Source organism: Stenotrophomonas sp. YJH_SMC_21 (assembly GCF_059369555.1).
Genome location: NZ_JCAFSU010000001.1, coordinates 21153 through 41872, shown reverse-complemented (window position 1 = coordinate 41872; position 20720 = coordinate 21153). Strand labels below are relative to the sequence as shown.

The window sequence follows — 20720 nt, the reverse complement described above, 5'->3', positions numbered from 1 at the left end:
CCCGATTATAGGGGCGTGAAGGTGACTGGTTCCCAGCCGCTTCGTGACCGTTTGCAACCGGCGCCATCGCCTAGAATGGAGTCATGCCGCATACGCCAGACGCTCCCCACCATGCTCTGAAGGCCGACAGCTTCGGCCGGATCCTTCTTGTGAAAGGGCCCGATGGCCGGTTCGTACGCCGCGATCTGGGGGCCACGCCGCTGTGGCTGCGGTTGCCCGCGTGGTGGCTTGCACGTCGCGAAGCACGCGCGCTGCGCCATATCCATGGCATGGCCGATGTGCCGCAGCTGCTGGCCTGGGATGGCCGCCACCTCGACCGCAGCTTCATGGCCGGCGATGCCATGTACCAGCGTCCGCCGCGCGGCGATCTGGCTTGGTTCCGCGCCGCGCGTCGCCTGCTGCAGCAGCTGCATCGCAATGGCGTGGCCCACAACGACCTGGCCAAGGAAGCCAACTGGCTGGTCACTGAAGATGGACGACCGGCGCTGATCGACTTCCAGCTGGCGGTGATCGGCAACCCGCGCTCGCGCTGGATGCGGCTGCTGGCCCGCGAGGACCTGCGCCACCTGCTCAAGCACAAGCGCATGTACTGCCGCGAATCACTCACCCCGGTGGAGAAGCGCGTGCTCAAGCGTACGTCGTGGGTGCGCGAGCTGTGGTTCGCCACCGGCAAGCCGGTCTACCGCTTCGTCACCCGCCGCATCCTGCACTGGGAAGACAACGAGGGGCAGGGACCGAAGCCGTGAGTGCATCGCAGGTGATGAGCGCGCCGCCGAGCGCGGGCAGCGTGCTGCGAACTCAGCTGCCCGGTGCGGATTTCGTGCATGCGTGCCATGCGACCACCCGTCGTGACGGGCGCTCGGCCTTGCAGGCCTATCGCGACATGGCCGCGAGCATTCCCGGTTGGTTCGACGGTCTGATGGCGCTGCGCAACCACGGCATGCGCCTGCTTGGGATGAAGCACCTTGGCTCATTGCGTGCGGTGCAGGACACCGACGATCCGGCTGCCGGCCAGCGGCTGGGCATCTTCACCCTGCAGTCGCTGGATGACGATGCCATCGTGCTGGAAGACGATGATCGCCACCTGCGCGTACAGCTGGCCCTGCAATGGCAGGGCGATGTGCTGGAAGTGGTGACGGTGGTGCATACGCATAACGCATTCGGGCGCCTCTACATGCTGCCGGTCGCGCCCGTGCACAGGTTGATCGTGCCGCATCTGCTGCAGAAGCAGGTGCAGGCGTACCGGTGATTCGACACTGCGCTCGCCGGGCCATGCCCGGCGACACGCGGCGTTTCCGGATTACGGCGTCGCCGGCACCACCTGCTGGCCGATGAAGTTGCGCTTGGCATCGAAGTCATAGGCGATCTGCAGCTGGCCCACGTCCGGGCAGGCGTGGCAGTCGCGCAGCGGTGTGCGGTACAGCAGGCGGATCCCGCCGCCCTCCAGCGGTGTCGCTCCGGCCGATTGCGCCGGCGCGAATGGCGTGGCCTGCGGGTTGGCCTTCAACAGCTCCTGCACGGCCGGGTCGGCACGCAGCGTGTCGTCCAGCTGTACGGCATCCACATCGATGCGCTTGCCGCTGGCGTCGACCAGGCGGGTGCCTTCGTTGGTGTTGGCCCGGAAGGGATACTCGACCGTGGCAATGCCCAGCCCCTCGTTCTCATGCCAGGCGGTGACATACGCCAGTTCCCCGGCGCTGGACAGTTGCTCGGCCGCGGTGATCGCCTCGGCGCTTGCTCCCCCCGCTCGCATCGCATCGCGCAGGCAATCCCGGGTGGCGGCATTCTCGCCCTGGCGGCATGCGTTCAGATCGCCATCCCAGACCACGGCCTCGCTCCAGCGCATCTTGCCGTCGGCGGCGGCCTTCTCCGCGCTGGGCGCGTCACCGGCGGGTGGCTCCTTGCCGGGTTCCGGCGAACGGCCCTGGCAGGCAGTCAGCAGGGCAAGCCCCAGGGCAGGCAGCAACAGGCGGGAACGGCGCATGGCGTGGACCTCGTGCGTTGGCTGGAGGCCCGAGTATCGTCAAGGCCGGGTGAACTCCGCGTCGGCGCGGCATACTAGCGGCTCATTGCATACGCTGGAGTGTGGAACGTGGGCAGTCTGCAGGGCAAAACGCTTTTCATCACCGGAGCCTCGCGTGGGATCGGCCTGGCCATCGCACTGCGCGCTGCGCGCGACGGCGCCAACGTGGCCATTGCGGCCAAGTCGTCGGTGCCGAATCCGAAGCTGCCGGGCACCATCCATACCGCGGCCGAAGCGGTGACGGCGGCAGGCGGGCAGGGACTGGCCCTGAAGTGCGACATCCGCGAGGAAGAGCAGGTGCACGCGGCGGTTGCGGCCACGGTCGATACCTTCGGTGGCATCGACATCCTGGTCAACAACGCCAGCGCGATCTGGCTGCACGGTACGCTGGATACGCCGATGAAGCGTTTCGACCTGATGCAGCAGGTCAATGCGCGCGGCAGTTTCCTGTGCGCGCAGGCCTGCCTGCCGTACCTGCTGCAGGCGCCGAATCCGCACATCCTCACCCTTGCACCGCCGCCCAGTCTGGAGCCGAAGTGGTGGGCACCGCATACCGGCTACACGCTGGCGAAGATGGGCATGAGCTTCGTTACCCTGGGCCTGGCCGCGGAATTCGGCCCGCAGGGCGTGGCGGTGAATGCGCTGTGGCCGCGCACGGTCATCGCCACCGATGCGATCAACATGATCCCGGGCGTGGATGCGGCCGGCTGCCGCATGCCGCAGATCATGGCTGATGCCGCGCATGCGGTGCTGGTGCGCGAAGCGGCGGGCTTCCATGGCCAGTTCCTGATCGACGATGACGTGCTGGCGCAGGCGGGTATCACCGATCTTTCGGGCTACGCAGTGGATCCATCGCGTCCGTTGCTGCCGGATCTGTTCCTGGATTGATCGTACGTCGCCGGAAGAGGCCGAGGGCTGCGAGCTTCGGCCTGCTGCGCTAGAATGTGCGTCTGTAATCGTTTTCAACAGGGATGTGAACACATGCCACGCACTCTTTCCGTCGCGGCGCTGGCCGCTTCGCTGTCGTTGATCCTGGCCGCCTGCGGTGGCAAGGCACCCGCCGCTGCGGGCGGCGGCGCTGCCTCCGGCACGCCGGACGCCAGCGCGGCGCCGTCCGACCCGCAGCAGCAGTTGACCGCCAAGCTCAACGCCTACATCGGCTGCTTCAACGCGCTTGATTCGAAGACCCACGGCAGCATCGAGTCCTATACGCGCTGGATCAAGGATGTCGCCGCCGGCCCGACCGGTCGCGAGACACAGGTGTACGGTCCGTTCGAGATCAGCGATTACGACATGAAGCAGTGCGATGCCCCCGTGACCGAGGCGATCGCTGCCAAGCCAGTGCTGGCCGAACTCGATGCTGCTGCCGGCCACTACCAGCAGGCGCTGAAGGCGCTGGTGCCGATCAGCAAGGACGCGCACGACTACTACGATCGCCAGGACTACGAAGACGACCAGTTCGCCAAGGGCAAGCAGCTGCACGCGCCCTTGATGGCCGCCTTCAAGGATTTCGTGGCTGCCAGCGAAACGTTCAATGCCGAGCTGGAGCGCCAGAACGACGCCGCCCAGCGCGAGCAGCTCAAGGCACTGGAGCAGGCCGAGGGTCGCACGCGCGAGTACTACCGCCTGGCGATGATGCTGGAAGCCAAGGCCATCATGGATCTGATGAGCGAGGATGATTTCGATCAGGCCAAGGCCCGCGAGCGTCTGGATGCGTTCAACCGCATTTCCGACGAAGCGCATGCGAAGGTGGCTGATCAGGAACCGGGCAAGCTGGACTGGAACAGCTTCGAGCGTGAGGCCGAGAACTTCCGTCGGGAAGGCAAGGCGCGGCTGCAGCGCGTCAGCGAGAAAGAGCCTTACACCGATTTCGAACGACGCATGCTTGATTCGCCGTCGATGGCGCCGCGTGGATCGGCCAGCAAGCTGATGCAGGAATACAACACGCTCGTTTTCCAGAGCAACCGCCAGTAGTGCTCCCGCTCATGGCGTGATCAGCGTGCGCCGGTGTATATCGCCGGCGCTCGCATCAATGACTGAACGCATCCGGCAGCTTGCCGCCGCACTTGCGGCAGTGCAGTGCATCCGGTTCATGGCCTTCCAGCCCACAGTCCGGGCAGCCACGCGCATCGCGGCGTGCGGCCTGCTCGGCTTCACGCATGGTGCTGGCCAGTTCGGCGGTGTAGATGCCGGTGGGCACGGCGATGATGCTGTAGCCGATCAGGATCAGCACCGAGGTGACGAAGCGGCCGAGCACGGTCTGCGGCACGATATCGCCGAAGCCGACCGTGGCCATGGTCACCACCGCCCAGTACATGCTGGCCGGGATGTTGGTGAAACCGTGTTCGGGGCCCTCGATCACGTACATCAGCGCACCGGCGATGATGGTGATGGTGATCACCGTGAACAGGAACACCAGCACCTTGCGCCGGCTGCGCCACAGCGACGTCATCAGGACGCCGCTTTCCTCGATGTAGCGGGTCAGCTTCAGTATGCGGAACACCCGCAGGATGCGCAGCGCGCGCACCACCAGCAGGCTCTGCGCGCCGGGGATGAACATCGACAGGTAGGCGGGCAGGATCGACAGCAGGTCGATGATGCCCCAGATGCTCACTGCATACCGCAGCGGGCGCTTGACCACCGCCAGCCGCAGCAGGTACTCGGCGGTGAAGATGATCGTGAAGCCCCATTCCAGGATGTACAGGCCGGTGGACCATTCGGCATGCAGGTGCTGCACGCTGTCGATCATCACCACCAGGATGCTGGCGACGATCGCCACCACCAGGATCAGGTCGAAATTGCGCGAAGGGCGGGTGTCATGGCGGTAGATGATGTCGAACCACCGACGGCGCCAGCCGGTCTCGGTGGCGGGGTTGAGCTGGGGGGCGGAAAACGGTCGCATGGGCGCATTGTGCCGCAGGGGTTCCGGCGCGAGAATGGGCGTTCCTGAACCCTGCCGACTGCCATGACCGCCGCGACCGATCCGCTGATCTCCCTTTCGCACTATTACCTGCCGGTCTACAAGCCCCGCCAGGTGGTACTGGAGCGAGGCCAGGGCGCCCGCGTATGGGACAGCCAGGGCCGTGAGTTCATCGACCTGGCTGCCGGCATCGCCGTGTGCGGCCTGGGCCACAACGATCCGGACCTGGTGGCCGCGCTGGTCGAGCAGGCCGGCAAGCTCTGGCACACCAGCAACGTGTTCTACAGCGCACCGCCGCTGCACCTGGCCGAGGAACTGGTGAAGGCCAGTCGTTTCGCCGAGCGGGTGTTCCTGTGCAACTCCGGCGCCGAAGCCAACGAAGTGGCGATCAAGATGATCCGCAAGTGGGCCTCCAGCCAGGGCCGCCCGGCCGACAAGCGCGTCATCATCACCTTCCGTGGCAGCTTCCACGGCCGCACCATGGGCGCGGTGACCGCTACCGCGCAGCCGAAGTACCAGGAAGGCTACGAGCCGCTGCCGGGTGGCTTCCGCTACATCGATTTCAACGACGAAGTGCAGCTGGAAACCGCGATGGCCGCCGGTGACGTGGCGGCGGTGATGCTGGAGCCGATCCAGGGCGAGGGCGGCGTGATGCCGGCCAAGTCCGGCTTCCTCAAGCGCGTGCGCGAACTGTGCGACCAGCACGACGCGCTGCTGGTGCTGGACGAGATCCAGGCCGGCATGGGCCGCACCGGCACGCTCTTCGCGCACTGGCAGGACGACGTGGTGCCGGACATGGTCACCCTGGCCAAGGCACTGGGTGGCGGCTTCCCGATCGGTGCGATGCTGGCCGGCCCGAAGGTGGCCGAGACCATGCAGTTTGGCGCGCACGGCACTACCTTCGGTGGCAACCCGCTGGCCGCTGCGGTGGCCCGCGTGGCGCTGCGCAAGCTGGCCTCGCCGGAGATCGCCGCCAACGTCAGCCGCCAGTCGAAGGCGCTGCGCGATGGCTTCGCGCGCATCAACGAAGAGTTCGGCGTGTTCAGCGAGGTGCGTGGTCGCGGCCTGATGCTGGGTGCGGTGCTGAGCAAGGATTTCGCCGGCCAGGCTGGTGCGATCCTCGACCACGCTGCCGGGCAGGGGCTGCTGACCCTGCAGGCCGGCCCGGACGTGCTGCGCTTCGTGCCGTCGCTGAACATCACCGACGAAGAAGTGGCTGAAGGCCTCAAGCGCCTGCGCGCGGCAATTGCCGCGTTCATCGCCGCGCGCTGACGCCTTGGCGTCGGGGTCGGATCCCTCTCCTGCGGAGAGGGCTCTGGCCCCGATCAGCCCACCGCGTAACGCTTCAACACCTTGCCCAGCCCACGGCCATCGCGCACGGTTTCCGCGTGCAGGCCGGCGGCGCGTGCGCCGCGCACGTTGGCGAACAGGTCATCGACGAACAGCGTGCGCGCAGGTGCCACGTCCAGTGCTTCCAGCGTGCGCAGGAACACCGCGGGCGCCGGTTTGCGCAGGCCGAACTCCGCGCTGCAGAACACGCGCTCATGCAGGGCCGGGAACAGTTCCGGTAGCAGAGTCGGCAAGGCCTGCTGCATCAGTGCGCCATTGTTGGTCAGCACCGCCATCGGCAGCTGCAGGGCCTGCAGCCGCTGCAGCACGGCCGGCTGTGGATGGCTGGCGGCCTGTCGCGCCGCGATCCACGTGTGTACATCAACGGTGCGGCCCAGCTGTTTGCTCAGCTGCGCCAGATAGGCCGGGCCATCCAGCGTGCCATTGTCATGTGCTGCTTCCAGCCCGCTGTCGTACAGCGCGGCCTGCACGGTTTCCGGCGCGACATCCAGCGCCTGTGCCAGATGCAGCACGCGCTGCGCGCGCTGGTACTGCACCAGCACGCCGTCCACATCCAGCAGCAACAGATCGATCCGCATCAGCCGAGCATGCCATCGCGGTGGATGCGCGGAAACCCTGGAGTGCGCGTGCGACAGATGGTCGCAGACGCGGCCACAGGGGGCTGCCTAGAATGGCGCTTGAATCCGCAGGAGATGCAACGATGAAGGCTTGGATGGTGGCAGTGGGACTGGGCGCGCTGATGCTGGCGCCGTCGGCGATGGCGCGGGTATGTGCGGTCAGCATCGACAGCACCGACCAGATGAGCTTCAGCAGCCGCGAGATCAAGGTCGCCACCGACTGCACCGCCGTGGACCTGACCCTGCGCCACACCGGCAAGCTGGCTGTCACCGCGATGGGTCACAACTGGGTGCTGACCCGTACCGCCGATTACCAGCCGGTGGCGATGGCGGGCATGCGCATGACCCTGGCCGACAGCTACCTGCCGAAGGCCGACAAGCGCGTGCTGGCGCACACCAAGGTGATCGGCGGTGGCGAGACCACGCGCGTGCGCTTCTCCACCCAGGGCCTGCAGAAGGGCGGTGACTACACCTTCTTCTGCTCGTTCCCTGGCCACTTTGCGATGATGAAGGGCAAGTTCGTCTTCGGTTGAAAAAAAGGGGACGGAGGGGATTAAGTCGTTTGTGCACAAACGACTTAATCCCCTCCGTCCCCTTTTTTGCGATCAGCCCTTGGCAGCCTTGAACGCCACGCGTGCTGCGGCCAGCGTCGCCTCGATCACGGCATCGTCGTGCGCGCTGGACAGGAAGCCGGCCTCGTACGCCGACGGGGCCAGGAACACGCCCTGCTCCAGCATCGCGTGGAAGAAGCGGTTGAACGCCGGAATGTCACAGGCGGTGGCCTGCGCATAGGTCTCCACCTTCTCGCTGGTGAAGAACAGCCCGAACATCGCACCCACGCAGGTGGTGGTCACGGCCACACCGGCGTCGGCGGCGGCCGCTTCCAGACCCGCACACAGGCGTGCGGTGCGCTCGGCCAGGTCGGCATGGAAACCCGGCTGCTGGACCAGCTCCAGCATCGCCAGGCCGGCAGCCATTGCCACCGGATTGCCGCTCAGCGTGCCGGCCTGGTAGATCGGGCCGGCCGGTGCGATCTGCTGCATCAGCTCGCGGCGACCACCATAGGCACCCACCGGCATGCCACCGCCGATGATCTTGCCGAAAGTGGTCAGGTCCGGGGTGATGCCGTAATGCGCCTGCGCACCGCCAAGGGCAACACGGAAGCCGGTCATCACTTCGTCGAAGATCAGCAGCGCGCCATGCTTCGTGCACAGCGCACGCAGGTGTTGCAGGTAGCCCTCGCGCGGCGGGATGCAGTTGGCGTTGCCGACCACCGGTTCGATGATCAGGCCGGCGATGTCGCCACCCTGCTGTTCGAACAGGGCGGTGGCCGCTTCGAAGTCGTTGTAGGGCAGGGTCAGGGTCAGTTCGCTCAGGCCGGCCGGGACGCCCGGCGAGGTCGGCACGCCCAGGGTCAGCATGCCGCTGCCGGCCTTGACCAGGAACGAGTCGCCGTGGCCGTGGTAGCAGCCTTCGAACTTGACGATGCGGTTGCGGCCGGTGGCGCCACGCGCCAGGCGGATCGCCGACAGCGTGGCCTCGGTGCCGGAGTTGACCATGCGCACCATCTCGCACGATGGCACCAGGCGGGTGATGGTCTCGGCCATGGTGACTTCGGCCGCGCACGGCGCACCGAAGGACAGGCCATTGTCGATCGCCTTCTTCACCGCCTGGCGCACGGCCGGGTGGTTGTGGCCGACGATCATCGGGCCCCAGGAACCGACGTAGTCGATGTAGCGGTTGCCATCGACGTCGTACAGGTAGGCGCCATCGGCGCGTTCAACGAAGAACGGCTCGCCGCCGACCGACTTGAACGCACGTACCGGCGAATTGACGCCGCCCGGCAGCAGCTGCTGGGCACGGGAGAACAGGGCGTGGGACTGGTCGTGGTTCATGGGGCTTTCCTGGGCATTACGCGAACTGGGCGAGATAGGCGCGCTGGGTCGCGACCGGGTCCGATGCGGCATAGATACCGCTGACCACGGCCACCAGATCGGCGCCGGCGTCGATGATGGGACCGACATTGTCCGGCGTCAGGCCGCCGATCGCCACCCGCGGCACGCCGAGTGCGGCGCTTTGCCGCAGCAGGTCGGTGTGGGCGCGGCTGCTGGTGACCTTGGTGGTGGTCGGGAAGAAGGCGCCGAAGGCCACATAGCTGGCGCCGGCCGCCACGGCCTTCTCGGCATTGGCCAGCTGGTCGTAGCAGGAGGCGCCGATGATGGCCTCGGCACCGAGCAGCGCGCGCGCGCTGGGGATGTCCCCGTCGGTGCCGCCCAGATGCACGCCAGCCGCGCCCACGGCCTTGGCCAGCACCGGATCGTCGTTGACGATCAGCGGCACGCCGTGGGCGGCGCACAGGCCTTGCAGGGCCGTCGCCTGTTCCTGCCGCAGCGCGTCGCTGGCGGTCTTGTGGCGGTACTGCAGCCAGGTGGCACCCGCGGCCAGCAGCGGCGCGGTACGGGCCAGCAGGCGCGCGGTATCGGGCTCGTCGGGGGTGATCAGGTAGACGCCGCGGGGCGCCGGGGAAGCAGAAGTCATCGATGGCTACCGGTGCGTGGGCTGCAATGGGACAATGGCCGCCCGTGAATCCAGCCCCGATTATCCGATGAGCGACGCCAGCCCCACCACCCTGCGAACCTGGATGTGCGTGGTCTGCGGCTTCCTGTACAGCGAAGCGGAAGGCTTGCCGGAGGAGGGTATTGAGCCCGGGACGCGTTGGGAGGACATTCCCGAGACCTGGACCTGCCCGGACTGCGGGGTGACCAAGGCCGATTTCGAGATGGTCGAGGTCGACTGACCGGCGGGCCACCCGGCCCATCCTGTGGGTGCGGACCGTTGGGGTGGGTGTGGACCGTTGGTCCACACACCGACACCCTCAATGCAGCCGCGGCATCGGCCCGCCGAAGTCGATCAGCTTCTCGCGCAGCCACTGCGCATCGCTGGCCTCGGGATTGCGCTTCAGGTACTGCCCCAGGTCATGGCGGGCACCGGCCAGATACTCCAGTTGCAGGTACGCCAAGCCGCGGTCGCGCAGCGCGTCGTCCTGCTCGGGCGCCAGTTTCAGCAGGCGGTCGGCACTGCGTGCGGCACGATCCCATTCACCGGCTTCGGCGTAGACACCATGCAGGTTGCGCAGCATGCGCATCAGGATCGCGCGCGCCGGCGCCGGGTCGAGGATCTGCGCCAGCACCTGGTCATCGGGCATCTGTCCGCCCAGGTGTGACTTGGCGCGTTCGCGCAGTTCGTCCACGTCCAGTGGCCGGCCACCGTTGAACGGGTCCATCACCAGCACGCCGTCGTCCACCGGCAAGCGCACCAGGAAGTGGCCGGGGAAGGACACGCCATCCAACGGTATGCCGAGCCGGCGCGCGACTTCCATCTGCACCAGCGCCAACGAGATCGGATTGCCCAGGCGCCGCTCGAACACCTGGTTGAGGTAGCTGTTGCGCGGGTCGTAATACTCGTCGTGGTCGCCGCTGTAGCCCAGCTCGTCGAACAGGTGGCGGTTGATCGCCGCCATTTTCAGTGGGCTGTTGTCGATGCTCTCCACTTCCGAACGGAGGTGGTCGACATGGCTCTGGATCAGCGCGTCGTAGGTGGACGGCTGCAGATCGGGGTATTCATCGCGCGCGATCAGCAGCGCGGTCGGCAACAAGGGCAGCGCCTCGTCTTCGAGGTCGGCCAGTGCATCCCAGTCGGGGAGTGTGATCCGGTCCTGCATGACCACAGACTGGCGTCATTCGCAGGCGGTTTCAAGCGGTGCCGCGTGAAAAATCCGGGGGTCAGATCCCTTTCGCGTGCGAAAGGGAGCTGACCCCTGCAGGGTTGCCGGCCAGCGGTCGGCACTACCGCGGGCAGAACCCTGTTACTCGATGCCTGGGCCGAACTTCAGCTCCGTGCCGTCCTTCAGCTTGAGCTTCTCGGCCTGGCCGGCGTTGAGCTCCAGCACGTAACGTGCCGGGCCACCGCTGGGGTAGGGCGGGCACATGTCGCCGGCCGAGCACGGCGGCACATCACGCTGCTGGCTGACCAGCTTGCGCTGGCTGTCGAAGTACAGGATGTCCAGCGCGATCCTGGTGTTCTTCATCCAGTACGCCTGCATTTCCTCGCGGTCGTGGATGAACAGCATGCCGTGGTCGGCCGCCATCTGGTCGCGGAACATCAGACCGCGTGCGCGGGTTTCATCGTTGGTGGCCAGCTCGACCTGGTAGCGGGCGCCATCCAGTTCGACCCAGTGGCGGGCCGCGTCGGTGGCGCAGCCAGCCAGGGCCAGCAGCGGGAGCATCAGCAGCGAACGCAACAGCGACATCGTCAGGATCCTTCGAAAGGGTCAGAGCACGACCGGCGGCTCGCCGCCGACGATCACCACATCGGCGCGGCGGCGTGCGAACAGGCCAACGCAGACCACGCCCGGCAGCTGGTTGAGCTCGCGCTCCAGCTTTTCCGGATCGGTGATCTGCAGGTTGTGGATGTCCAGGATCTGGTTGCCGTTGTCGGTGACCACGCCTTCACGCCAGGTCGGCTGGCCGCCGGTCATGTCGCGGATCTGGCGGGCGACCAGGCTGCGCGCCATCGGGATCACTTCCACCGGCAGCGGGAACCTGCCCAGCACCGGCACCTGCTTGCTCGGGTCGATGATGCAGATGAAGCGCTCGCTGGCCTCGGCGATGATCTTCTCGCGGGTCAGCGCGGCGCCGCCGCCCTTGATCAGGCACTTGTTGGCGTCGCACTCATCGGCGCCGTCCACGTACAGCGACAGGTTGCCGCTGTGGTTCAGCTCGATCACCTCGATGCCGTGCTGCTTCAGGCGCGCGGTGCTCTGCTCGGAGCTGGAAACAGCGCCCTTGATGCGGTGCTGGATGCGGGCCAGGGCATCGATGAAATAGGCCACGGTGGAACCGGTGCCGACACCGACGATCATGCCGTCTTCAACGTACTCGATGGCTTTCTCGGCGGCCAGGCGCTTGGCTTCGGACATGGGAGAACTCTCAGGCAGGGAATCAGGATTTCTTTTCCAGCGACAGCAGCAGCTTCCACTGCGCGGCGGTCACCGGGAACACCGACAGGCGGTTGCCCTTGGCAACCAGCGGGAAGCCCTCGCCGAGTTCTTCGGCGTGCAGCTTGATCTCGTCCAGCGCGATCACCTGCTTGAGCTTGCGGTCGAAGGCCACGTCCACCAGCATCCAGCGCGGGTTTTCGCGCGTGCTCTTGGGGTCGTGGTAGTCGGATTTCGGATCGAACTGGGTGTCGTCCGGGTAGGCCGTACTGGCCACCGTGGCCAGGCCGACGATGCCCGGCACCTTGGTATTGGAGTGGTAGAACAGGATACCGTCGCCCACCTGCATGCCATCGCGCATGAAGTTGCGCGCCTGGTAGTTGCGCACCCCGTTCCAGGGTTCGACCTTGACCTTGGCCAGGTCATCGATGGAGAAGGCGTCCGGTTCGGACTTCATCAGCCAGTAGCGCTTGCGGGCGGTCATGCGTTCACGGGGGCAGCGGAGGGGAACAGGGTGCCGTCTTCGGTGCAGATCGCATCCACCGGCACGTCCCACGACGCCACCGGCAAGGACTCGACCTGCTGCACCGCGAACGCAGCACCGACCAGCCAGGGCGGCGCCGGCCGGTCGTGGCGGAAGGCGAAGCTGCGATCATACCAGCCGCCCCCCATGCCCAGCCGCCGGCACTGCGTGTCGAAACCCACCAGCGGGGCCACCACCAGCGCCATCTGTGCTGGTTCCAGTGTGTCTTCCAGCGCCACGTCCGGCTCGGGAATGCCGTAGCGGTTGCTGGTCAGCGGCTGCCCCGGCCGCCACGGCGCGAAGCGCAGCACGTCGCCGGCCAGCATCGGCAGGCAGTAGGTGAGGCCTTCGGGCAACTGCAACTGCCAGCGGTGCAGGGCGATCTCGCCATCCAGCGCCCAGTAGCCGGCCACGGCGCCTTCGCGCGGGGCGAACGGCAGGGCGAGCAGGGCATCGGCAAGCGATTCGGCGGCGGCGATGCGCTCAGCGGCGGAAAGGTCGCGGCGGCGTTGCCGCAGGTCGTGGCGCAGGGCCTGGCGCGGGTCGGTCATGGCAGCGTGCGGCAAGGATCAGCCGTCATTGTGCCGGAAAGAACAAGGGCGACGCCCGAAGACGCCGCCCTTGCTGGAATATTGCATTCTCCGCAATGTCGATGCATGCGAAACGACCTTGAACCCGGGGGCTCAAGTGGGAACGCTGGAGAACCATCGGGCTTCCCGCTGCAAGGCGGACCTGCACTCCCGGCGCTGTCGCGCTCCCGGTGTCGTTCTTAAGGGACAAGGCGAATGTTTGCACATGCCGTCGAGTACCGCAGAGAACGCGTGGCCATTATAGCCAGCACGCAGGATCTGGATAGGCCGTTCGTCGGCAACAGTCCGTGCCAATTCAGATATGCGAAAAGGGGACGGAGGGGATTAAGACGTTTCCGGCACGGATGGGGGCGAATGCGCCTTAATCCCCTCCGTCCCCTTTTTCTAGGGGGTGCCGTCGATGGCGCGGTCCAGGCGCCGGTTCAGATCGGCCAGCGTCTGCTGCAGCGCCACCGCCTGGCGGGCGTTCTCGTCGCGCAGCAGCTGCAGTTCGTGGGCCAGGTTCAACGCGGCCAGTACGGCAACGCGATCAACCGCGGCCATGCGGTTGCTGCCGCGGATCTCGCGCATGCGCGCATCCAGCAGGCGTGCGGCGGCCATCAGGCTGTCACGTTCATCGCCGCCGACGCCCACGGTGTATTCACGATCGAGGATGCGGACACTGACCGGTTCGGCGCTCATGTGTGCTGCTCCAGGGATTTGAGCCGGCTGATCATTGCTTCCACCCGCGAACGTGCCTGCTCATTCTTGGCCAGCAGCGTCGAGCGCTCGGCCACCAGCTGTTCCTGCTGGTGGCGCAGGCTGCGGTTCTCCTCGGCCAGGCGCTGGTTGCGTTCAAGCAACGCTTCCACGCGGGCGGCGAAGTCCTGCAGCTGGGCAAGGGGATCGGCGGGTTCCATGCGGGCACGATAGGCAAGCCGGGCAAGGGCGGTCAAGCGTTGTCGCAGCAAGGCTGGACGCCTGCGGAGAGGATGCCGTCGGGTTGCTACACTACGGGGTCTCACGGGCGCGCGCGTGCGCGCCCCGGGTTTCCTTTCCGAACGAGCCGCACGATGACCGAACTTCCCTCCGTCGACGACGTTACCCGCGCCAGCCAGGCGTTGGGCCTGGGCGCCACCGCTGCCGAGCTGCACGGCGCGCTGTGCGGCTGGCTGGCTGCCGGCGGTGCCCCCGGCAACGACTGGCCGGCGCGCGTGCTGGCCGACGACAACCTGCCGCCGGTGGCTGCCGACAGCGTGCTGGGACAGCTGCTGCAGGCCACCATCAAGCAGCTGGAAGACCGCGACTTCGCCTTCGAGCTGCTGCTGACCGACGGCGACGACGTATCCGCGCAGGCCGATGCCATGTTCAGCTGGACCCGTTCCTTCCTGGGCGGCTTCGGCCTGGGCAGCGGCGGCCGCCGCCCGACCCTGTCCGAAGAGGGCGAGGAAGCGCTGACCGACATGGCCAGCCTGGCGCGTGCCTCCAGCGAGGATTTCGAGGCCGGTGGCGATGATGACGACGAAGCTCTGTCGGAGATCGAGGAATTCATCCGCGTGGCGGTGCTCTTGCTGCACGGCGACGTGGTGCTGGCCTCGCGCCATCGTCAGCGCCTGAACTGATGGATATCAAGCAGCGCACCGGCATTGCCGCCGGCGAGTACAAGCGTCGCCGCCGCCAGCTGATGGACATGGCCGGCGAGGACGCGATCCTGGTGCTGCCGGCCGCGGCCGAGAAGGTGCGCAGCCTCGATACCCATTATCCGTTCCGGCAGGATTCGGATTTCCAGTACCTGAGCGGCTTCCCGGAGCCGGAAGCAGTGCTGGTACTGATCCCGGGCCGACGCCACGGCGAGGCCATCCTGTTCTGCCGCGAGCGCGATGCCGAACGCGAAGCCTGGGACGGCAGCCGCGCCGGCCAGGAAGGCGCGGTGGCGCAGTACGGCATGGACGATGCCTACCCGATCGATGATCTGGACGACATCCTGCCGGGCCTGCTGGAAGGCCGTTCGCGCGTCTACTACCACTTCGGCCGGGATGCCGACTTCGACCTGAAGCTGATCGGCTGGGTCAACCGCGTGCGTTCGCAGGTGCGCCACGGTGCGCAGCCGCCGCACGAGTTCCTCGAACTGGGCCACCTGCTGCACGAGCAGCGCCTGTTCAAGTCCGGTGCCGAAGTGGCGTTGATGCACCACGCCGCGCAGATCAGCGTGCGTGCGCATCTGGCCGCGATGAAGGCCGCCAGGGCCGGCATCCACGAGTACGAACTGCAGGCGGAGCTGGAACGCGTGTTCCGCGCCAACGACGCCGTGCCGGCCTATTGCAGCATCGTCGGTGCCGGCCGCAACGGCTGCATCCTGCATTACCGCGACAACAACGCGCGTTCGCGCGACGGCGAGCTGGTGCTGATCGACGCCGGTGCCGAGTACCGTGGCTACGCCAGCGACATCACCCGCACGTTCCCGGTGAATGGCCGCTTCAGCGCCGAGCAGCGTGCACTGCACGACCTGGTCGGCGATGCGCAGGCCGCTGCGTTGGCCCAGGCCAGGCCGGGCGTGCCGTACGAAGCCGGTCACCTCGCCGCAGTGCAGACCCTGACCGAGGGCCTGCTGCGGCTGGGCCTGCTGAAGGGTACGCTGGAAAAGAACCTGTCCGAAGGCCTGTACCAGCGCTTCTACCGGCACAAGACCGGGCACTGGATCGGCATGGACGTGCACGACGTGGGCGACTACCGCCTGGCCGGTGACTCGCGTCTGCTGGAGCCGGGCATGGCGTTCACCATCGAGCCGGGGTTGTACATCGGCGTGGATGACACGACGGTGGAACCGCGCTGGCGCGGTATCGGCATCCGTACCGAGGATGACGTGCTGATCACCGATGACGGCCATCGCGTGCTGACCGAAGGCCTGGCGCGCAGCGCCGACGAGATTGAAGCGGTGATGGCGGGGTAAGGGGTGTTCTGCAGGGCTTGCAGCCCTGCACCCGCTGCAATCAACGGCAACTGCCAATGCCAGAGCGGCATTCCGTGGGATGGCGGGGCGGTGTGGGTGGTCAGGACACGCCGTAAACCCATCCATGGGGGCTCGATGGCGCCATCCATGGCGCCAACGGTCCTGCCCACCCACACCGCCCCACCCCTGACAGATTCCTGTGGCTGTTGGTGGGTGCCGACCGTTGGTCGGCACATCTGTCAGATATCGAATGAATCATCCACGCATGGCGTGGATCTACGGGCAATTGCGGCTGTTGGTAGGTGTCGACCTTGGTCGACACAGAGCGAGCGCAGCGAGCGACCCGCTTTTGCTTTTCTTTTTCTTTTCCGTGGTTGGACGCGCGCAGGAAACTGTCAAAGGCCGGGCGGGGTGGGTTTGCAGGACCGTTGGCGCCATGGATGGCGCCATCGAGCCCCCATGGATGGGTTTACGGCGTGTCCTGCAAACCCACCCCGCCCGGCAAAGCGCGGCTTTTGCTCCAAGCGACCAACCACGAGGGGCTCAGCCGTTCGCCGCCGCAAACGCCGGTCGCGTCAGGTTGTCCGCCTCGCCATCAGTGCACAGCACTTCGTCTTCAATGCGGATGCCACCATACGGACGGAAGAAGTCCACGCGCTCCCAGTTGATCGCATCACCATGGCCGGCGTCCTTCACTTCGTTCAACAGCATGTCGATGAAGTACAGGCCTGGCTCGATGGTCACCACCATGCCCGGTTCCAGCACGCGGGTCAGGCGCAGGTAGGGATGGCCGGCCGGGCGCTCGATGCGGCCACCTTCGTCGCTGGCGGCGAAGCCGGCCACGTCGTGCACCTGCAGGCCGATCAGGTGGCCGATGCCGTGCGGGAAGAATGCGGCGCTGACGCCGGTCTCCAGCGCGGTCTGTGGCGACACCTTGATCACGCCGAAGTCCTTCAGCACGCCCATCAGCGAAAGATGTGCGTCCACGTGCAGCTGCTTGTAGTCGAAGCCCGGGCGCACCGCTGCGCACATCTGCTGCTGGGCCGCGTCGACGGCCGCAATCATCGCGGCGAATTCGTCGTGGCCCTGCGCGGCGTAGGTGCGGGTGATGTCGCTGGCGTAGCCGTGCGCACTGGCGCCGGCGTCGATCAGGAAGCTGCGCAGCGGCTGCGGTGCCTTGCGGCCCAGCTCGGTGTAATGCAGCACGGCGGCGTGTTCGTTCAACGCCACGATGTTGCCGTAGGGCAGTTCGTTGGCATCCTGGCCGACGGCCTGGCAGTACGCCATGTGGATGCTGAATTCGTCGGCACCGTTGCGGAACGCGGCCTCGGCGGCGCGGTGGCCGCGCACGCCCAGCACCTGGGCCTGGCGCATCAGTGCGATTTCATACGGTGTCTTGCTGCCGCGGTGCCATTCCAGGTAGTTCACCACCGGCGCTGGATTGTTCGGCACGTAGTTGCACAGTGCGCTCTGCGGCTCGCCCAGGATCGCGCAGCGCGACGGGTCGGCCGGCAGCAGGGCCAGCGCCTCTTCGGGCTTGCGGATGATGTGGATGTCGAAGTGCTCCACCCACCAGCCACTGGGGGCGTCCGGTACCACGTGCCAGTAGTCGAAGGGCTGGTGGAAGATCACCGCCGGGCGCTTGCCCGGGGTGAACACGATCCAGCTGTTGGGCACGCGGGTCAGCGGCAGCCAGGCCTTGAACTGCGGGTTGACCGCATACGGGTAGTCGCGGTCGTCGAACACCTGGTAGTGCAGGGTGCCACTGGGCACCACCAGATGGTCGAAGCCGCCGCGGGCCAGCGCCTGTTCGGCGCGTCGGCACAGCACGGCCAGGTGGTCGGAATACAGGGCGCCGGGGTCTTGCTGGATCATTGCGGTGGCTCGACACGGAAAACGGCCCTAGATTCTGCCGCATACCGCGAAAAACCGCTGTGCCGGAACCGGCACTCAGGCCGTCGAAACCGGTCCCTCGTCGCTGTCCTCGCCCACCCACTGCCGCAGCAGCTGCCGATGCTCGCGCGACAGGGTCAGGAAGCGGAAGCCGGTCCAGCTCTGCCCGGGAACGTGTGCGGGCTCGCTCCACAGCAGATGCACGCCTACGTCGATGGCCTGCTGGCGGCCATCACCCAATGGCAAGGGAAAGCGCAGCTGGTACAGCGCATCCTCGCGCAGCGGCATGCTGGCCAGCATCAGCATGCCAGTTTCGGAGACATTGCCGAGGCGCCCGACCACGCACTCGCGCATCTGGTCGGTAACCGGCACCAGGTCCGAGACCTGGCGCCGCGGCGCGCGGCGGGTGTCCTGCGGCGGTACGGCTTTCATGCGGGGGTCTCCTGTGCGCGAGCCGTGGCCAGTGCGCGCAGCGCACCGAGGCTGGCTTCCCAGGCACGGTCGACCAGCCGGCCCTTGTCTTCGGTGACCAGCTGCGCGCGCCCGGCACTGATCTGCCGTGCCAGCGCATCCAGGTCGGTATCGGTGATCTTCTGCCCGCGCGCATTGACGAACAACGCGTGGCCGGTCAGCAGGCTGTACCAGGACAGGCGCTGGCGGCGCATCGTGCCATCGCCCATGTCGATGTCGAACCAACTGCCGAACGGCAGGCTGGACAGCTGTTGGTAGGCCGCTTCTTCGGCGCTGCTGCGCGGCGTGGCAGGTGCGGCGCCACTGTTCGTGCCGGCGTGCTCGCCCAGGCGCGCACGTGCCTTGAGGCGTGCGCTGAGCTCGGTACGCGAGGTGCTTTCATCCTCGCCGCCGGGCGTGGCCAGCCTGCGCGCGACAGCGGCGGCTTCCTCGGCGTGGTAGCCGACCTGCAGCAATGCGGCCTCCACGTCCGCTGCCAGTGCGGTATCGGTGCCGCGGGGGGCGTCGATGGCCTGCGCGGTGATGGCAGCGATGCGCTCGGTCTGTTGCAGGCGCTCCTGCCATTGCGGTGAATCGTCGCCATGGCGCAGGCGGGTGAGGGTCAGTGCATCGGCCCAGGCCTGGCGCAGCAAGGTCTGCACGAAACGCGGTGGCGACCGGGTGTCGCAGCACTGGTCGATCTGTGCGGTGGCCTGGCGACGGGCCAGTTCCAATCGTTCCTTGCCGCGCGCGGCTTCCACATGGCGGCGCTCGGCCAGTTCGGCACGATGGGCCGCCGCGCGCTGGTGCTGCTGCACGTCTTCACTGGCGGCGGCAAAGACTTCCGGCGCACGCGCATCCTGCCCCAGCAGGCCCTGCACGCTCTGCGCCATGCGCTGCAGCAGCTGCGGGTCGACATCCTCATCGCCCAGCCAGTTGGCGCCGACTTCGGCGATCTGATTGAGCAGCTCACGCGCGGGGTGTTCGTCGCGCACGAAGAAGCCCGGATCGGCCATGGCGGCGCGTGCCAGGGGTACCTGCAGGCGGGCCAGCAGCGCGGCCGGCACTGGATCGGGACGCTGCTGCTGTTGCACCTGCTGCATCAGCATGCGCAGCAGGTCGAGGTTGTCCCGGTCGTGACTGCCCAGCTGGGCCTGCGCACCATGCTCGCTGCGCAGCTGCGCGACCACGGCAGCCTGCAGGTCGGCCACACCGGTTGCCGCACTGGACTGGGCCTGCAGGCGCGCGAGTACCGCGTCGACTGCCGCGCTGGGCACCGCGCCGCTGTCCCCCGGGGCAGGGCTGCCGTGCCGTGCCTGCTGCAGCAGCTCATGCAGTGCACTGCCAGTGGAGGTGGTCACGCCCGGCGTGGCGGGGCCGGCTGCGCCGCCCTCGTGGAAGGCGTCCTGTACCAGGCTGGACCAGGAGCCGGCCGGTGCCGAACCGTTCCAGCCGGTCAAGGGGGCTGCGGTGCGCTTGGCCGGCTGCGTGGTGCGGCCGCCCCCCACCGACTGGGTGATGATCCGCCGCGTGCTCGACGAGCGTGCCAGGTAGGGGGTGTAGACCAGCCCCGGCAGTACACCGGACTGGGCCAGCAGGGCATTGGCACGGTCAAGGATATCGCCCAGCCGTTCCAGCACCTGCCGTTCGAAACTGCGATACAGCGCCAGCTGTACCTCGACGCTCAGCGCGTCCTGTTCGGCAATCCGGCGCACCATCGCGCACAGTGCCTGCGGTGCCAGTGGCAGGGTGTCGGCCTCGAAGGCCGGCGCCGCCGCCAGCACGCCCAGGCGTTGGCCCAGCAGGTTCAGTGTGTTGGTTGAACGCAGGGTTTCGCGCCGCACCATCTCGGTCAGCAGCAGGTCGCGATCCACTTCGTGCTCATCAACCAGCGACAGCCCGAGCATGCCCGGCAGCGCTGGCGGCCCAGCACTGGTACTGACACCGCTGACCGGTTCGCGCAACCGCGCGAGGGCGTCGGCCACGGCATCGAGCATGCGATCGGCGAAATGGCCGGCGAAGGCGTGCAGCTGTCCACGCTGGGCCATCAGCTCGGCCTGCTGCTGCGGATTGCGTGCGCGGTCGGCGTCGTGCAGCAGGGTCTGCTCCAGCGCCTCGACGGTCAGGATCAGGGGCGCCGCCAGCGTCTGCCGGCACAGGCCGATCAGCGCGCCCAGCAGCTCACGTACCCGCGGTGGCAGATCGCTGGCGGCCAGGCGGTTCTTGTCGGCAGGAGTGATGGAAAAGACAGCTGACATCGGCAGGCGGTACCCGGATTCCCGCGGATCGATCTGGTGAATCTACCGTGTCGGCCGATGTCGGCGCTACTTTAGGCTGAACGTGAATCGCATCCGCCGGGCCTGGCCCGACCGATGAACGGTAGTGCCGGCCGCTGGCCGGCAGATATGTCTTCACCGGATTGCCGGCCA

The 20720-nt window shown here is 67.2% G+C and carries 24 protein-coding genes and 1 other RNA gene; 9 read left to right on the top strand and 16 right to left on the bottom strand.

Going from position 1 to position 20720, the window contains the following annotated elements; all coding sequences use genetic code 11:
* The first annotated feature begins 83 nt into the window (after nt 1-83).
* Together AC5P67_RS00215 and AC5P67_RS00210 are read left to right on the top strand one after the other, a co-directional pair.
* Nucleotides 84-746, top strand: a complete 663-nt coding sequence (locus AC5P67_RS00215) for a serine/threonine-protein kinase (protein ID WP_114618188.1) — start codon at nt 84-86, stop codon at nt 744-746.
* A gap of 14 nt (nt 747-760) precedes the next feature.
* The gene (locus tag AC5P67_RS00210) at nt 761-1249 is read left to right on the top strand and encodes a DUF2867 domain-containing protein (protein ID WP_217279012.1); all 489 of its coding nucleotides are present in this window, start codon (nt 761-763) and stop codon (nt 1247-1249) included.
* A 51-nt stretch (nt 1250-1300) separates the two neighbouring features.
* Here AC5P67_RS00210 and AC5P67_RS00205 read toward each other — a convergent pair whose 3' ends face one another.
* Complete coding sequence (locus AC5P67_RS00205) at nt 1301-1984, bottom strand: hypothetical protein (RefSeq protein ID WP_005414380.1); 684 nt, start codon at nt 1982-1984, stop codon at nt 1301-1303.
* 108 nt (nt 1985-2092) lie between these two features.
* On the opposite strand from AC5P67_RS00205, the gene AC5P67_RS00200 reads away from it, so the two are divergent.
* Complete coding sequence (locus tag AC5P67_RS00200) at nt 2093-2911, top strand: SDR family oxidoreductase (protein ID WP_329754668.1); 819 nt, start codon at nt 2093-2095, stop codon at nt 2909-2911.
* A 93-nt stretch (nt 2912-3004) separates the two neighbouring features.
* Complete coding sequence (locus AC5P67_RS00195; protein WP_100438083.1) at nt 3005-3997, top strand: YiiG family protein; 993 nt, start codon at nt 3005-3007, stop codon at nt 3995-3997.
* A gap of 55 nt (nt 3998-4052) precedes the next feature.
* Here AC5P67_RS00195 and AC5P67_RS00190 read toward each other — a convergent pair whose 3' ends face one another.
* Nucleotides 4053-4925 (bottom strand): ion transporter, encoded by an 873-nt coding sequence (locus tag AC5P67_RS00190; protein ID WP_005410911.1) that lies wholly within the window; start codon nt 4923-4925, stop codon nt 4053-4055.
* A 63-nt stretch (nt 4926-4988) separates the two neighbouring features.
* On the opposite strand from AC5P67_RS00190, the gene AC5P67_RS00185 reads away from it, so the two are divergent.
* Nucleotides 4989-6215: an acetylornithine transaminase gene (locus tag AC5P67_RS00185; RefSeq protein WP_329754669.1), complete on the top strand. Its 1227-nt coding sequence runs from the start codon at nt 4989-4991 to the stop codon at nt 6213-6215.
* 53 nt (nt 6216-6268) lie between these two features.
* Here the strand turns inward: AC5P67_RS00185 and AC5P67_RS00180 are convergent, their stop codons facing one another.
* Nucleotides 6269-6871 carry an HAD-IA family hydrolase gene (locus AC5P67_RS00180; RefSeq protein WP_005410909.1) on the bottom strand — a complete coding sequence of 201 codons (603 nt, stop codon included), beginning with the start codon at nt 6869-6871 and terminating at the stop codon, nt 6269-6271.
* A 122-nt stretch (nt 6872-6993) separates the two neighbouring features.
* Between AC5P67_RS00180 and azu the strand changes: the two genes are divergently transcribed.
* A complete protein-coding gene (azu, locus tag AC5P67_RS00175) occupies nt 6994-7443 on the top strand; it encodes an azurin (RefSeq protein ID WP_012481174.1) in 450 nt (149 codons plus the stop codon).
* A gap of 72 nt (nt 7444-7515) precedes the next feature.
* Here the strand turns inward: azu and hemL are convergent, their stop codons facing one another.
* A complete protein-coding gene (gene hemL, locus AC5P67_RS00170) occupies nt 7516-8805 on the bottom strand; it encodes a glutamate-1-semialdehyde 2,1-aminomutase (protein WP_329754670.1) in 1290 nt (429 codons plus the stop codon).
* A 16-nt stretch (nt 8806-8821) separates the two neighbouring features.
* Nucleotides 8822-9448 carry a thiamine phosphate synthase gene (gene thiE / locus AC5P67_RS00165; protein WP_049460853.1) on the bottom strand — a complete coding sequence of 209 codons (627 nt, stop codon included), beginning with the start codon at nt 9446-9448 and terminating at the stop codon, nt 8822-8824.
* Nucleotides 9449-9482: 34 nt separating this feature from the next.
* On the opposite strand from thiE, the gene AC5P67_RS00160 reads away from it, so the two are divergent.
* Nucleotides 9483-9707 (top strand): rubredoxin, encoded by a 225-nt coding sequence (locus AC5P67_RS00160; RefSeq protein WP_005410905.1) that lies wholly within the window; start codon nt 9483-9485, stop codon nt 9705-9707.
* Nucleotides 9708-9785: 78 nt separating this feature from the next.
* Here the strand turns inward: AC5P67_RS00160 and AC5P67_RS00155 are convergent, their stop codons facing one another.
* The 8 genes from AC5P67_RS00155 to AC5P67_RS00120 all read right to left on the bottom strand — a co-directional run bounded on the left by AC5P67_RS00155 (nt 9786) and on the right by AC5P67_RS00120 (nt 13918).
* Nucleotides 9786-10631 carry a SirB1 family protein gene (locus AC5P67_RS00155; protein WP_495214252.1) on the bottom strand — a complete coding sequence of 282 codons (846 nt, stop codon included), beginning with the start codon at nt 10629-10631 and terminating at the stop codon, nt 9786-9788.
* 144 nt (nt 10632-10775) lie between these two features.
* Nucleotides 10776-11219: a DUF192 domain-containing protein gene (locus AC5P67_RS00150; protein ID WP_005410903.1), complete on the bottom strand. Its 444-nt coding sequence runs from the start codon at nt 11217-11219 to the stop codon at nt 10776-10778.
* 21 nt (nt 11220-11240) lie between these two features.
* A complete protein-coding gene (gene rpiA, locus AC5P67_RS00145) occupies nt 11241-11888 on the bottom strand; it encodes a ribose-5-phosphate isomerase RpiA (RefSeq protein ID WP_005410902.1) in 648 nt (215 codons plus the stop codon).
* 22 nt (nt 11889-11910) lie between these two features.
* The gene (locus AC5P67_RS00140; protein WP_005410901.1) at nt 11911-12390 is read right to left on the bottom strand and encodes an EVE domain-containing protein; all 480 of its coding nucleotides are present in this window, start codon (nt 12388-12390) and stop codon (nt 11911-11913) included.
* Nucleotides 12387-12980 carry a 5-formyltetrahydrofolate cyclo-ligase gene (locus AC5P67_RS00135; protein ID WP_087802398.1) on the bottom strand — a complete coding sequence of 198 codons (594 nt, stop codon included), beginning with the start codon at nt 12978-12980 and terminating at the stop codon, nt 12387-12389. Before AC5P67_RS00135 ends, AC5P67_RS00140 begins: the two co-directional genes overlap by 4 nt.
* Nucleotides 12981-13063: 83 nt before the next feature.
* Nucleotides 13064-13249, bottom strand: a non-coding RNA gene (ssrS, locus tag AC5P67_RS00130) — 6S RNA.
* Between the two features lie 154 nt (nt 13250-13403).
* Nucleotides 13404-13700, bottom strand: a complete 297-nt coding sequence (locus AC5P67_RS00125; RefSeq protein WP_005410899.1) for a cell division protein ZapA — start codon at nt 13698-13700, stop codon at nt 13404-13406.
* A complete protein-coding gene (locus tag AC5P67_RS00120) occupies nt 13697-13918 on the bottom strand; it encodes a TIGR02449 family protein (RefSeq protein WP_005410898.1) in 222 nt (73 codons plus the stop codon). The genes AC5P67_RS00125 and AC5P67_RS00120 overlap by 4 nt, the downstream gene beginning before the upstream one ends.
* Before the next feature lie 153 nt (nt 13919-14071).
* Here AC5P67_RS00120 and AC5P67_RS00115 point away from each other — a divergent pair, with 153 nt between their 5' ends.
* Nucleotides 14072-14620, top strand: a complete 549-nt coding sequence (locus tag AC5P67_RS00115; RefSeq protein WP_005410897.1) for a YecA/YgfB family protein — start codon at nt 14072-14074, stop codon at nt 14618-14620.
* Between the two features lie 5 nt (nt 14621-14625).
* Entirely contained in the window at nt 14626-15948 is a 1323-nt protein-coding gene (locus tag AC5P67_RS00110) for an aminopeptidase P N-terminal domain-containing protein (protein WP_086010248.1), read from the top strand.
* A 543-nt stretch (nt 15949-16491) separates the two neighbouring features.
* Here AC5P67_RS00110 and pepQ read toward each other — a convergent pair.
* The 3 genes from pepQ to AC5P67_RS00095 form a co-directional block, all read right to left on the bottom strand.
* Nucleotides 16492-17823, bottom strand: a complete 1332-nt coding sequence (gene pepQ / locus AC5P67_RS00105; RefSeq protein ID WP_059035314.1) for a Xaa-Pro dipeptidase — start codon at nt 17821-17823, stop codon at nt 16492-16494.
* 75 nt (nt 17824-17898) lie between these two features.
* Complete coding sequence (locus AC5P67_RS00100; protein WP_005410894.1) at nt 17899-18273, bottom strand: PilZ domain-containing protein; 375 nt, start codon at nt 18271-18273, stop codon at nt 17899-17901.
* Nucleotides 18270-20549 (bottom strand): DUF1631 family protein, encoded by a 2280-nt coding sequence (locus AC5P67_RS00095; protein WP_329754920.1) that lies wholly within the window; start codon nt 20547-20549, stop codon nt 18270-18272. Before AC5P67_RS00095 ends, AC5P67_RS00100 begins: the two co-directional genes overlap by 4 nt.
* Nucleotides 20550-20720: the final 171 nt, after the last annotated feature.

What these genes read in the sequence shown, in the direction of transcription:
- AC5P67_RS00215 (WP_114618188.1), top strand. Translation starts at nt 84, where the DNA reads ATGCCGCATACGCCAGACGCTCCCCACCATGCTCTGAAGGCCGACAGC.
- AC5P67_RS00210 (WP_217279012.1), top strand. Translation starts at nt 761, where the DNA reads ATGAGCGCGCCGCCGAGCGCGGGCAGCGTGCTGCGAACTCAGCTGCCC.
- AC5P67_RS00205 (WP_005414380.1), bottom strand. Translation starts at nt 1,984, where the DNA reads ATGCGCCGTTCCCGCCTGTTGCTGCCTGCCCTGGGGCTTGCCCTGCTG.
- AC5P67_RS00195 (WP_100438083.1), top strand. Translation starts at nt 3,005, where the DNA reads ATGCCACGCACTCTTTCCGTCGCGGCGCTGGCCGCTTCGCTGTCGTTG.
- AC5P67_RS00190 (WP_005410911.1), bottom strand. Translation starts at nt 4,925, where the DNA reads ATGCGACCGTTTTCCGCCCCCCAGCTCAACCCCGCCACCGAGACCGGC.
- AC5P67_RS00185 (WP_329754669.1), top strand. Translation starts at nt 4,989, where the DNA reads ATGACCGCCGCGACCGATCCGCTGATCTCCCTTTCGCACTATTACCTG.
- AC5P67_RS00180 (WP_005410909.1), bottom strand. Translation starts at nt 6,871, where the DNA reads ATGCGGATCGATCTGTTGCTGCTGGATGTGGACGGCGTGCTGGTGCAG.
- azu (WP_012481174.1), top strand. Translation starts at nt 6,994, where the DNA reads ATGAAGGCTTGGATGGTGGCAGTGGGACTGGGCGCGCTGATGCTGGCG.
- hemL (WP_329754670.1), bottom strand. Translation starts at nt 8,805, where the DNA reads ATGAACCACGACCAGTCCCACGCCCTGTTCTCCCGTGCCCAGCAGCTG.
- thiE (WP_049460853.1), bottom strand. Translation starts at nt 9,448, where the DNA reads ATGACTTCTGCTTCCCCGGCGCCCCGCGGCGTCTACCTGATCACCCCC.
- AC5P67_RS00160 (WP_005410905.1), top strand. Translation starts at nt 9,483, where the DNA reads ATGGCCGCCCGTGAATCCAGCCCCGATTATCCGATGAGCGACGCCAGC.
- AC5P67_RS00155 (WP_495214252.1), bottom strand. Translation starts at nt 10,631, where the DNA reads ATGCAGGACCGGATCACACTCCCCGACTGGGATGCACTGGCCGACCTC.
- AC5P67_RS00150 (WP_005410903.1), bottom strand. Translation starts at nt 11,219, where the DNA reads ATGTCGCTGTTGCGTTCGCTGCTGATGCTCCCGCTGCTGGCCCTGGCT.
- rpiA (WP_005410902.1), bottom strand. Translation starts at nt 11,888, where the DNA reads ATGTCCGAAGCCAAGCGCCTGGCCGCCGAGAAAGCCATCGAGTACGTT.
- AC5P67_RS00140 (WP_005410901.1), bottom strand. Translation starts at nt 12,390, where the DNA reads ATGACCGCCCGCAAGCGCTACTGGCTGATGAAGTCCGAACCGGACGCC.
- AC5P67_RS00135 (WP_087802398.1), bottom strand. Translation starts at nt 12,980, where the DNA reads ATGACCGACCCGCGCCAGGCCCTGCGCCACGACCTGCGGCAACGCCGC.
- AC5P67_RS00125 (WP_005410899.1), bottom strand. Translation starts at nt 13,700, where the DNA reads ATGAGCGCCGAACCGGTCAGTGTCCGCATCCTCGATCGTGAATACACC.
- AC5P67_RS00120 (WP_005410898.1), bottom strand. Translation starts at nt 13,918, where the DNA reads ATGGAACCCGCCGATCCCCTTGCCCAGCTGCAGGACTTCGCCGCCCGC.
- AC5P67_RS00115 (WP_005410897.1), top strand. Translation starts at nt 14,072, where the DNA reads ATGACCGAACTTCCCTCCGTCGACGACGTTACCCGCGCCAGCCAGGCG.
- pepQ (WP_059035314.1), bottom strand. Translation starts at nt 17,823, where the DNA reads ATGATCCAGCAAGACCCCGGCGCCCTGTATTCCGACCACCTGGCCGTG.
- AC5P67_RS00100 (WP_005410894.1), bottom strand. Translation starts at nt 18,273, where the DNA reads ATGAAAGCCGTACCGCCGCAGGACACCCGCCGCGCGCCGCGGCGCCAG.
- AC5P67_RS00095 (WP_329754920.1), bottom strand. Translation starts at nt 20,549, where the DNA reads ATGTCAGCTGTCTTTTCCATCACTCCTGCCGACAAGAACCGCCTGGCC.